This is a genomic window from Mycobacterium sp. E1747 (assembly GCF_001667775.1).
GTDB lineage: Bacteria > Actinomycetota > Actinomycetes > Mycobacteriales > Mycobacteriaceae > Mycobacterium.
Map to the genome: position 1 here is coordinate 1 of NZ_LZJI01000253.1, position 10,992 is coordinate 10,992.

The window sequence follows — 10,992 nt, forward strand, 5'->3', positions numbered from 1 at the left end:
CTTCCGCGAACAGACCCTCATGGAGCTCAACGGAGAAAACCTGGTCGGCGTAGTCGGCCATATAGGCGGTGGTGGCCGGCGGATATCGATCCCCCGCTCGAGGAGCTTGCTGTACGCCTCCCGAATCCACGGCAACAGGTCGTCCTCAACGGTGGACCACAACTCGTCTAGGTCAGCGACGGCGTCCTGCCACTGCTGGAAGCGTTGATTACTTCGCTCGGTCAGATCGGCTAATTCGCGGCGCAGGACGGCGCTGCGGCGTTCATCGGCGTCGATGCGCCTGCGTTCCCGAAGATCCTCCTCGACGCGGCGCTTCTGCTCACGTTCCTGCTCTTCGCGTTCGCGTTCCCGCTGCATTTTATTGAGGGTCTCGTTGTCGATGCCCTTCTGGGTGCCTAACCGCAACAACGCGGTCGCAGCGACGAGCGCGGACAGGATGGTGCAGCCGGCGAGGACCCACTGCAAGATCACTGGAAGTCCTCGACCTCAGCGATGTCCACGCTCAGGCCGTATCGTTCCTTTCGCCGTCGGATCGCGCCGCGGTTCACGATCCGGTCCAATCGGTTAATGCGGTGGATCTCTTTGATACACACCACGGCGGTTTGGGTGCAGCCGCCGATGATGACGAACGCCAACGCACTACTCATGTTTCCGTACACGGTCTGATGCACAGCCAAGGTGAATTCGTAGAGGCACAGGGAGAAGATGACCGAGAGCTGCCCGCCGACTGCGAACAGGTACGGCAACCGGACGTCGGTGACGGCGGAGGGGAACCAGTATCGGGTGCCCATCAGGCTGCCGAGGATGCACACCGTGGAGCCGGCGATGATGCACAACGCCAGGGTTTCGTTCTGCTGCTTATCGAAATACGCCAAGGCGCCAACCCCGTAGGGGTGGAACATCAACGCCCACCCGGTGATCACCAACCCTAAATGGACCCACACGTACATGCGTGAGCGGTCCACGCGGGACTTGGCTGGGCTGCGGATCCATCCCAGCCACAGGTTATGCGCCCAGCGGAAAGGGGCCAGGATGTCGTCGCGGTAAGCCACCGAAAGCTACTTGGCCGGGGGCTTTTTAGCGGCGGGAGCCTTCTTGGCTGGCTTCAAATCCGCTGTCGTAGGGGCCTTCGGCGCAGGGGCCTTACGCGCCGGGCGCTTCCGGGCCGGGGTCGGTGCGGGCACGAACGACGTCGGCGGCGTGCCCGGCACAGCCTGACCGATCAATGCCAGGATGAATGCCAAGATCGCGCCCGATAGCGCGCCCGCCGCCACTCCCCAGCCGGGGATGCTCAAATGGGTGTCGGAGTCGACTGATCCCACGCCGCCGAGGATCCAGGCGTTGGATGCGCCGATCGCGGCGCCGTAGATGACGTGGTTGAGCGCGGCGCGCCAGAACGTGATCGAGAAGTAGTCGGGGGTTGTCACTGCGGTCTCCTTACGTGCGGACGGGTACACGCGAGCCATAGTCAGCCGCGTGCTGAATTCCGAGCTGTAGGAACGTTTGCGGCCCGTGGCCCCATGGCGTGTTGTGATACGAGAGGTGTGGGGCGGTTCCGGATCCGAAGAACTTCAACGCCAGGATCGCGGCCTGCACGTCGGCGGCCGCACCGGTGGGCAGGTTAGTGCCGTTACCGGAGATGCCGTCGACGAGTCCTTCGAAGCTGCCCAGCAGAAGCGGCAGCATGAGAGGCACCAAACCCGCTGTGAGGCCGATCGATCCACCCGCGACCCCGGTGATCAGGCTCGCGGGGTTCGTGCCTCCGCCGAGGATGCCGCCCAAGATGCCACCGAGCAGACCACCCGTCCCCGTGGTGGGGTTGGGCTGGTTGACGGTCTGGCCGCCGCCGAGCAAACCCCCGTCTTTGACGACCAGCTGCAGCAGCATCTGGACGGCGCGCATCATCATCCCCAGCGGGTCGGTGACCGACAGGCCGAGGATCATCTCCTCCACATCAGCCAACACCTGCCCAGTCCCACCCAGCGGAGAATTGGTGTACAGGTCAGCCGGATTCACCAGCCAGCAGCACCGCCACCCCAAAGCATCCTGCGCCGCTTTCGACATGGTGAAGTACGGTGCTCCGATCCCCTGCCCCGACTGAACCGGCCCGAGGTAGAACGACTTCCCGAACGGCCGCCACGGATCCGCCACCAACACCACACACACCAGCCGATCCCGATGGGCGTAGAGCGGGTGCTGGGGGTTGAACAGGTCGTTGAGGAACAGGATCACACCTTTGGTGCCGAGCGAGTATCCAGCAATGGCGAAGGTGACCGTGGATCCCAACACGGCATCGGTGAGCATCTGCCGCGCCTGCTCAGCACACTCATTGCCGCTCGGGGCATTGGGGTCGGTAGCCGCCCCGACAGGTAGTCCGCCCATGGAGGCGGCGTAGTCGATCGGGTGCTCGTGATAGATCCCCGGCAGGGCTTGGGCAATCTGGGAGGTGTAATCCTGGCCGATGATCCCCCCCGTGCCGCGCACGGTGAACATCGCATGAGTCGGCGGAGGAGGCGGGGGATAGGCGCCGATCTTCGTCCGCAGAGCCAGGTTTGCGACCGCTTTCCCTTGCTGGTCGTGCGGGATGGTCATTCCGTAGTTGTGGGCGATCATCTCCACGCACTCAGCGGTCAACTCATCGTAGGTGTCACGCGCGGTGAGGCCTTTGTCCCGGACCGACTGGAAGCGGTCGTGCAATTTCGCGGTGAGCAGCGTGACGGCGTGCCAGTTCGGGTCCGTGCGCTTCGCGTTGACCGGGTCGGTGTCCCCGATCCCGAAGCCGATCCATCCGCCATTGGCATTTGTGGCCATCAGCTTGACTTCCGCGCCGCGCGCTTAGCGGACGACTTGGCCGCTGTCTGCTGCTTAGCCTTCGACTGCAGGCTCCACAAGAAGTCCCGCAGCGTCGCTCCCTTTGAGTTCCAAGACGGGTCACCGGGCCCGAGCTGCTCGACGATGTACTCGAGCAGCTCCCGATCACTCGCGCCAGCCACCCACGCCTCAAACGGATCCGCTGGTGCGGGCGGCGGTGTAGGTGTCGGATCCGGTGCAGGTGTGTCGTGAGCGAGGTCCCAATACTTCTTCACCGCAGCGGCGAAGACATCCCACGGGAAGTTATCGCCGACATCGTTGTGGTTGTTCCCATCCTTGAGCCAGTTGCTGCAGTAGCGGTGATCAGAGATCCCCGGGGGGTTCTTGCCGTACTGCGGTCCCGGGATGACGGTGGGCTCGACGTTGTATTTGATGCAGTCCTGCACCGCCAGATAAGCCGCCACGTCAATGGCTTTGGACTGCTGTAGCCACTGCTCCCGCGTCCAGCTGGCGTACGAGCCTGCGAAGCACAGATTTATCGCCCGGTTGTTGGAGTTCCCGACCGACCATGAAGCCAGATCCGTGTCCACCACGTCATAGACGGTGACCCCGCCATCAGATGCCTGGCTGATCGTGTAGTGGTAGCTGACCGGATTCGCGCCGCCGGTCGTGGAGATCAAGAAGTCCTTCAGGTCACGGGCGGCATCGTCCCCGCCTCCGCCTTCCTGGGTATGGATGAGCCACAGATCAACCTTGGTTCCTGCCCGGTCCTGGTTGTTGTCGCACCAACCCTCAAGTTCGTTGAAGTCAGGGCGATTCGGGTCGACGGGGGGTGTGGACACGGTGCCTCCGCTGATTTGGTCGTAGAGGGATTGCGCATCGCCCATGCGTTGGTCGTAGCGATCCGGGAATGCGGACTGCTGGATGGCCTGCGCGTAGCTGCCCGGGGATTGGGCTTCGCTGTTGTAGTCCAGCCGCTTGAGCCGGGAGAAGAACAACTGAGCGGACTTATAGGGGTCCATGCAGGTGGCGGCATCTCCCCACCACCATCCGTTGCCATCGTCACGGACCTGTTGCTGGAACAGGCCGACCGACAGGCCATCTGATCCGACGGCATCGTGCGGAATGTTCATGGACTCGGGGACTTTGGCGTTGGCGTACATCGTCCAGTTCGATTCGACGTACACGGTGGCGAATCCGATAACGACCCCCTTCGGGGTGATCCCAAGATCACGTCCTGCCTGCAGTACCGCGGGGGCGTACTGGTCGGCTGTCACGACGACTGGCCTTTGAATACGCCACCGATGATCGGGATGCCCGCCAACTCCTGCTCGAGCTTCGTCACGAACCCTTCAACCAGGTTCGTGATGTCTTGTTCAGCGGTGGCGAGCCGGGCGTCGACCTTATCTGCGACCTTCTCGGCGATCTTCTCCGCGAGCGTGTCGAGGAATTTCTGCAGCATCACATGGCCTTTCGGATCATGGGAAGTAAGGGACCGCGTGCCCGGCGGCAACGATGTCGTCGTTGTAGCAGGCACCATCAGCCGCATACACCGTTGCTAACAAACGTCCGTACTTGTCTTCCGGGTCAAGTGCGGATTTCATGATGAACTGGCCAACAGGGCAATGCGTTTGGTACCACTGGATGGCCCATGTCTTCGCGTCCTGACCGGCTTGTGTGGATAACTCTGGGGCGTTGATTCCGTACAGCCGTAGAGGCTTATGCACGTAGATGTAGGCCCCGAAGTCGACGACGCTATTCACGGTGTCTCCGTCGACTACTCCGGTGGGGGAATGCGCTGATGGGTTTAGTTGTGCCGGGTACCAGTGCAGCCGTGGGTCTGATGTGATGTTCATCAGACGGCCTTGAGTGGAATGCCGTGTCCAGCACCCCACGCTGAGATGGCATGCGCTGCTGTGGCTTCGGCTCCGGTGTAGTTGTGCTTATGCTCAAGCCAAGGCTCCACAGCTGCGGTGGGGAAATCCTTCAGCGGATCGGTAGGAACGGGTGCCGGACCTGGTGGGACGGGTGCCGGGACGGGCCCCAGTAGGGCATCGGCGAGTTTTTGCCCATCCGGAACACCGAACCCTGTCGTTTCATCGCGTCCTGGCCCGGCCTTATAGCCGCCGTTGTTGCCGATCGTCACGTCGAACATGGCTTGGGGGTTGGTGACGATGAGGTTGAGGAAGTCGAATGGTTTGCCGCCATTGAGTTCCCATAGGAGGGCGTGTAGGCCGACCATGAGTGGCGCGACTGCGGAGGTACCGCCGATAACCGAAGTTTGGCCGTCGATCATGACTTCGTAGCCAGTGTCGGGGTCAGCGTTGCCGGCAATATCTGGTACTTGCCGGCCCGGGAAATGCTTACTGACACCGCCGCCGGTGGCGGATTGCGTGGGGTTGTCATCCCACACCGTCTCCGCGGCGCGTTCTGTTCCTTTGAGGATCAGTCGTGTTCCACCGCAACCGATCGACGATGGGGAAGAGGCGGGAAAGTCGCACTGATTACCAGCCCCGGAGGAGTCTTGGGATCCGGTATCCCCGGCCGCCACAAAGACGGGGACGCCTTGGGCGCGGGCCGCTTTGATCACTGCCTCAAAGGTGTCCATCGTGTTGGGGTCCCAGTTGTTCTCCGAACCACCCCACGAGATCGACACTCCGTCGCACTCCCCTACCGCCTGGCGGAGTGCGGCGAGGAATCCGGAGTCGGTGTTGGGGGCGAAGTACACGTTCCACGTCGCGGCTGGGGCGATAGCCCCAGCGATGATCATGTCCAACTGGACTTCGCCATCGGCGCCGTCTGGCCCGTCGGTTTTGTTCTTACCGCCGGCTACGGGCTTGGATACGAATTTCGGTGCGGGAAGACCGTTCTGGGTGAAATACTCCGCAACCTGGGCGGGTTTGAATCCACCGCCGAGCTCGATGATCCCGCCCACATATCCCTTACCGGTCGCTTGCGGGAAGTGGTACGCCTCCCCCACCTGGCGGGGAGTGAGCGACGCCGGGTTAGCGGTGCGGGGTAGGCGGATGCCAGCGCGTAATTGCGCCATGCGCGGTTCCTTTCGTGCACACAAAAAATCCGCCAACTAGGGCGGATCGTGAGCTTGCGGGGGGCGGTTAGGTGGCTGCGACAATTTCCAGGCAGGCAGCCATACAGCCCGAACTAGCCACGCCGGTCATGGTTTGGTTAGTGGCACCATCCGATGTGGTGTCGTTCTTGCTGTTGACGCAGACACCGGCGATATTGGCGGCAGCGGTCAGTCGGGTGAACCCAGTCGGGGCGGCATCCCATGAGGTCATGTTGCGGTGGGCGTACATGTACAGCAGCTTTGAGGAACCGTCTGTCTTCACCGGGGTGATCGCCGGGGTGATGATGGTGGAAATTGTTGCGGCGGAGACCGCAAGGGAATGTGCGCCGTACGGGGTTGCCGCAAGTCGATCCTCATATCGCAAGACGATGGCGGCCATCGCTGCAGTAGCGGGGGCCGTCCAAGTTCCCGATGTGTGGTTATTGGCCGTTGCGACGAACTGGTAAATCGATGCCGCGCAGGAGTTTCCGGCGGTGGCATCGACCTGAACCAAGGCGGGCACTGTCCCGGAAGCCGCCGGGGGTGTGGGTGGGGTGGTGGTGCCGTTGGTGAACGCGAAGATGATGATCACATCGCCGGCCTGATGGGTGGGCAGCGTGATCGAGTTCGCGGCAGCGACAGAGTTGGATCCGATGATCTGGATCGCCACGGCTTGCTTCCGCACGGTGAGGACATCCCATACGCTGTCGGCGCTGTTGTAATGCGCCTCCACGTAGATGACCCCGGCGGGGATGGTGTTGGCGGGCAGTGTAGTTCCCACCGCACGCCAGCTCGACCCCCATGTGATGGTCTGGGGGGTCCCGTTGTCCTTGATCCGCAGGATCAGTTTCTGCCCGTCCTGCGGGGTTCCGGACAGGCCGCTGGACATTGATGTGATCGCCGCGGCTTGGGCGGTGATCTCGAATTGGGTGCAGTTGTCGGTGTTGATCGCCGGGGTAGCCGATGAGGTGATGCTGCTGACCACCGGGCGGCCCTGTGTGTTCGCATTCACGGCCGTATCAAGGGCATTCAGGTAGGCCGCGTTGACGAACATTCCGATGTTGTCGACCCAGTTAGTGGCCAGAGTCATTTACGTGATCCCTTCTTGGGCTTGGCGGGCGGGTCGAACCTGATCCCCGCATACGATCCGTCGGCGAATTGCAGATCCCCGTAGTCGCCGTGATCGGTGAACACAGCGCCAGGCCAGATCTCTTCAACACGGCCGGTTTTCAAGGCTTCGTGGACTTCTTCCTTGGTCCACTGCTTGCCGTTAATTTCAGGCACTGAGGGCTCCTAGATTTGGAATGGGACGGTGTAGGGGACTTGGCCGGCGTTGGAGACGATCGGCGATCCAACCGTGGCCGGTGACGGTATCCCGGTCGGCGAGATCGTGACCGGCCCAGTGGTGATAGTCGGGGTTCCTACCGCCGCAGCTGATGCGATACCAGAAGGCGTGACGGACACCGTCCCCGGTGTGACTGTCGGGGTTCCGACCGCCGCATACGGTGGGACGCCGTCTGGTGAAACGATTTGCGGCGGGCCGATAACTGTTGGTATGCCTACCGCGGCGACAGGTGGGACGCTGGGGACCTGGATGACCACGATCCCCGTCGCCACCGTCGGTTCCCCGACTACAGCTGTCGACGGGGTGCCTCCGGGGGTGAGGAAAAGCTCAGCCCACCATCCGCTCATCAGCTGTTACAGGCTGAAGATCCGGCCGGAGTCATTCGGCCAGATGACTGTGATGTCACCACCGTTGGGGGTGACGGCGAGGCCGGTGGCGGTGTCGATGTAGGCGATCAACGGTGAGGTGGTGTCGGTGCCTGTGTCTTTGTAGATCACCAGGGCTTCGGACACGTCACCGGTGACAGCGGAGAACGTCACATCGGCTGCGTCGGCGACACCGCCGGTGGCGGTTTTACCGGTCAGGTTCGCCGAGGTGGCGACCCGGCCCGCGGAGGGAACGTCGGACAGGAACTCATGGGTGGCCGTGTTCACGGTGTAGTCCGCTGCGTCGACCAAAACGACTTTGATGTTGTCGGTGAGCCAGTTGATTTGCCCTTGGAGGGCTTTCTCGCGGTACTTGGTGTAGAGCGCGTTCGCCATGGTTTCTCCTTAGATGTAGAACGGGACTTTGAGCGGCACATGGGTGTTGGCGTCTGGGTCTCCCACCGCGTGAGAGAGGAAGACTTGCGGCTGACCAATCGACGCCGATGAGGGGATCCCCGACGGGCGGATCCGCGGACCCTGAATAGCCGTGGTCTCCGGGTAGAGCAGGTAGGCGATTTCGTAGAACAGGGACGTGGGGTCCCCGCTGGTCATGTGGTTGATGATCGCCGCGATGACCGCCCCGTTATTGGGGTTGGCGAACATCACGGAGTGGTAGCCGGCGAGGCTTCCGATCCAGCCCAGCCACTCGCCCCACTGGATAACTCCCAGGCCGAAGCCCATCCACCCGCCGCCTTCCCACGGGTGCGCTGGCACATAGGTGAGGTAGGTGGTGAACGTTTCCTCGCGGAGCTGCTTCATCTCCGGGGAGAGCAGGGTGCCGGCCGCTATCGCCCGACCGAAGGTGACTAGGTCGGCAATCGTGCCATCCAAAGCGCCGGCCGCACCGCCCCAGGTGGTGCTGCAGGCGGTGAACTCCACCTCTGGGGTGGTTTGGATGTTGCCGTACCCGGCTATCGTCAACACCGACTGAAGCAGCCCGATGGTTTGCAGGAGCCCGAAGAACGGCCCCAACGTGGCCTGCACCTGGGGAAGGGCGAGGTTGTCCGACCATCCCCGCGAATACGGGGGTGTCATGTAATTGCCGGTCGGCCACTCGGTTTCAGTAAGCCCCAAAGGGTCTAGGAGGTCTTCTTGGATGATGGTGCGGATGTCGCGTCCGGTGCCGTGGTTCGCATCAACCCACTCGAGGATCTTCCCCAACAGCACAGTGTTGCTGTTGGAGTACGACGATGAAGTCCCCGGCTCATACAGCGGCGCGTAGCTTCGGATGTAGGGCATCGGGTCGAAAACGTTTGTGGGGCTCAGGAAATACGCTTGCTTGACGGTGTCGTCCTGCTGCAGATAGTCCTTGATCCCCGATGTCATCATCATCAAGTTCTTGATGGTGATCTTGCTCCAATACGCGGGCCCGCTGACGTAGGTGGAGAGTTTGTCATCCAAGGTCAGATAGCCATCATCGATGGCCTTACACACCAGCAGGCAGGTGTACATTTTGGTGATCGACCCGTAACGCATCTTGTCGTCAATGGTCAACGGGGAGTTGGTTGTACGGTCACCGCCGTACGCGTTGTAGTAGCTTCCGTCTGGGGAGTAGATCCCCACCACAACACCGTCAACTTTGGTGTTTGGTTTGAGCTGCGCCAGCGCGAGGGCGTCGATCGCGTTCCTGGTATCCAACGGAAGAAGATCCGTCGGGGTGGGAGAGTTGGTGAATGCCGACTTCCCCAGCGAAGCCAACGACACCGGGGAGGTTTCGTTTCCCGCGTTGTCGACCGCGGTGACGGTCACCCGCGCGGAGTAGTCCGTACCAGAGTCCAACCCTTGCAGCGGGAACTGCTGACCGCCAGGGATGACGACGTCGTTGACCTTCTGGCCGTCCATTTGGACGTTGTAGCCTTTGAGACCGCTAGGCATCGACAGCCCCATCTATCGTCAGAGTGAGTGAGCTGGTGGTGGCCGTGATTTCAACGTCAAGGCCGGTGATGTTCGGCGGGGTGGTGTCGCCCTCACCGCTGCCCGGGGTTTCACCAGGCAGGGCATCCTTGCGGAACTGGATCCACGCCCTCGCGGGCCCACCCGCCCCGCCGGCGCTGTAGATGCCGAACCACGTGCCGCCGTTACCCGCACCACCCGGCACCGTGCCGGCCCCACCCACGGCGGTTTGATCGTCGCCGCCGATGGCTTTGAGGCCGTTGTAGGTTGTGGTTCCTGGGCCGCGCCCGACCGGGGCGCCCAAGATCGCCAGGCGGGTTCCGGATCCGTTGTCGCCGTTGTTCCCGGCGATGGAGAAACCAGGGATCGACAGGGTGTGCCCGTCCCAGGTGATGATGGTGGGCCCGGTGAAGTGGGTATCGCGAACCCAGGTGACAGTGGTGAACGACCCTGGTGTGCCGGCGTTTCCGTAGAATCCGGCGAACCCAGGTGCCCCGTCGCCGCCCTCACCGACCACTACCGCATCCACGTGGTCACACCAATCCGCGATCGGGATCGTGGTGGGTCCGGTGAGAACCTGCTGGAACGGGTCGTGGTGATCGGAACCACTGCCGGTGTCCACTGCGATACCGACCCACGGGATGTTCTGCGACGGGGTGATGGCGGTCTTCGCGATCGAAGACGGTGCGGTTCCGGGGGTTCCAGTGACCGGGTGGGTGGCTGCTGGTGCGGCGATCGGGGCGATAGTGCTGAGCGGAAGCCCTGATACACGTCCGCGGATGGTGTGATTCCCGCCGACGGTGACGAACCGGTAGCCGATCAGGTCACCCGCCACCACACCAGGGGGGCTAGCGAGCTCGTAGGTGTTGAACGCCCCCTGCGGGGAAGTGGCTGATGAGTTGAGGACACCCACGATGTTGGGTGACTGGTGGATCAACTCAGAAAGGTCACCGGTGGTGAGGTTCAGCCGGTAGACCTGAATGTAGAAGGCGGTGATTCCGGAGACGCCCCACCCGATCCAGGAGATCGTCCCCAAAGACATTGACTCTTCGATGTAGTCGAACGCGACCACAGATGTTCCCGGCACAATGTCGAACTGGGTGGTGATGCTTGAGAGGGGGAAGTTCGACCGCTCCGACGGTAACAACCCCGAGTCGGCTGGCCGGTTGTTGCGGACACCAGCCTGCTCCCACGCGAACCGGCCCTGAGTGGCCCACGAGCTGATCAAGCCGATGAAGGTTTCAACATCGGGAAGGCCGGCGCCGGTGCCGGTTTGGCCGACTGCGCCCGACACGATGGCGTCAGCGAGCCCAAGGATCGTCCCACCCAAAGTCCCTGGCCCCAACAAACCGCGGACGAAGTCGTTCGGGATGGCCTTCAACGCCTCGATCAACTCGGGCAGGCTGTGACCCAAATCCGTCGCACCAGTGAAGGTGTTGTGGATGGTGTCG

Annotated in this window: 11 protein-coding genes and 3 pseudogenes; all 14 read right to left on the reverse strand. The window is 62.4% G+C overall.

What is annotated here, in order from left to right; translation table 11 throughout:
- The coding region (locus tag A5695_RS26945; RefSeq protein WP_197515635.1) for a hypothetical protein at window positions 1-471 on the reverse strand (471 nt) is incomplete at its 3' end.
- Window positions 468-1,052 carry a hypothetical protein gene (locus A5695_RS26950; RefSeq protein WP_068089862.1) on the reverse strand — a complete coding sequence of 195 codons (585 nt, stop codon included), beginning with the start codon at window positions 1,050-1,052 and terminating at the stop codon, window positions 468-470. The genes A5695_RS26950 and A5695_RS26945, both read right to left, overlap by 4 nt.
- 6 nt (window positions 1,053-1,058) lie before the next feature.
- Window positions 1,059-1,427 carry a hypothetical protein gene (locus A5695_RS26955; protein WP_068089864.1) on the reverse strand — a complete coding sequence of 123 codons (369 nt, stop codon included), beginning with the start codon at window positions 1,425-1,427 and terminating at the stop codon, window positions 1,059-1,061.
- A gap of 10 nt (window positions 1,428-1,437) precedes the next feature.
- Window positions 1,438-2,811, reverse strand: coding sequence for a hypothetical protein (locus A5695_RS26960; protein ID WP_068089866.1), 1,374 nt, complete (start codon window positions 2,809-2,811; stop codon window positions 1,438-1,440).
- 71 nt (window positions 2,812-2,882) lie between these two features.
- Window positions 2,883-2,987 (reverse strand): annotated as a pseudogene (locus A5695_RS30430) (M15 family peptidase); the annotation flags it as partial.
- A gap of 243 nt (window positions 2,988-3,230) precedes the next feature.
- Window positions 3,231-3,974 (reverse strand): annotated as a pseudogene (locus tag A5695_RS30435) (N-acetylmuramoyl-L-alanine amidase); the annotation flags it as partial.
- Window positions 3,975-4,084: 110 nt separating this feature from the next.
- Complete coding sequence (locus A5695_RS26970; protein WP_068089871.1) at window positions 4,085-4,273, reverse strand: hypothetical protein; 189 nt, start codon at window positions 4,271-4,273, stop codon at window positions 4,085-4,087.
- A 16-nt stretch (window positions 4,274-4,289) separates the two neighbouring features.
- Complete coding sequence (locus A5695_RS26975) at window positions 4,290-4,574, reverse strand: thermonuclease family protein (RefSeq protein ID WP_068089872.1); 285 nt, start codon at window positions 4,572-4,574, stop codon at window positions 4,290-4,292.
- A gap of 92 nt (window positions 4,575-4,666) precedes the next feature.
- Window positions 4,667-5,860, reverse strand: a complete 1,194-nt coding sequence (locus A5695_RS26980; RefSeq protein ID WP_082946330.1) for a S8 family serine peptidase — start codon at window positions 5,858-5,860, stop codon at window positions 4,667-4,669.
- Window positions 5,861-5,927: 67 nt separating this feature from the next.
- Complete coding sequence (locus tag A5695_RS28155) at window positions 5,928-6,932, reverse strand: hypothetical protein (protein WP_156749876.1); 1,005 nt, start codon at window positions 6,930-6,932, stop codon at window positions 5,928-5,930.
- A gap of 32 nt (window positions 6,933-6,964) precedes the next feature.
- A complete protein-coding gene (locus tag A5695_RS26990) occupies window positions 6,965-7,162 on the reverse strand; it encodes a hypothetical protein (protein ID WP_068089876.1) in 198 nt (65 codons plus the stop codon).
- A gap of 414 nt (window positions 7,163-7,576) precedes the next feature.
- A complete protein-coding gene (locus tag A5695_RS26995; RefSeq protein WP_068089877.1) occupies window positions 7,577-7,984 on the reverse strand; it encodes a hypothetical protein in 408 nt (135 codons plus the stop codon).
- A gap of 9 nt (window positions 7,985-7,993) precedes the next feature.
- Entirely contained in the window at window positions 7,994-9,523 is a 1,530-nt protein-coding gene (locus A5695_RS27000; RefSeq protein ID WP_068089881.1) for a serine hydrolase, read from the reverse strand.
- Window positions 9,516-10,992: pseudogene (locus tag A5695_RS29295) on the reverse strand (hypothetical protein); the annotation flags it as partial. The pseudogene A5695_RS29295 and the gene A5695_RS27000, both read right to left, overlap by 8 nt.

Excerpts from the sequence above, each read along its gene's own strand:
- A5695_RS26960 (WP_068089866.1), bottom strand. The coding sequence starts at position 2,811 with ATGGCCACAAATGCCAATGGCGGATGGATCGGCTTCGGGATCGGGGAC.
- A5695_RS26970 (WP_068089871.1), bottom strand. The coding sequence starts at position 4,273 with ATGCTGCAGAAATTCCTCGACACGCTCGCGGAGAAGATCGCCGAGAAG.
- A5695_RS26980 (WP_082946330.1), bottom strand. The coding sequence starts at position 5,860 with ATGGCGCAATTACGCGCTGGCATCCGCCTACCCCGCACCGCTAACCCG.
- A5695_RS28155 (WP_156749876.1), bottom strand. The coding sequence starts at position 6,932 with ATGTTCGTCAACGCGGCCTACCTGAATGCCCTTGATACGGCCGTGAAT.
- A5695_RS26995 (WP_068089877.1), bottom strand. The coding sequence starts at position 7,984 with ATGGCGAACGCGCTCTACACCAAGTACCGCGAGAAAGCCCTCCAAGGG.
- A5695_RS27000 (WP_068089881.1), bottom strand. The coding sequence starts at position 9,523 with ATGCCTAGCGGTCTCAAAGGCTACAACGTCCAAATGGACGGCCAGAAG.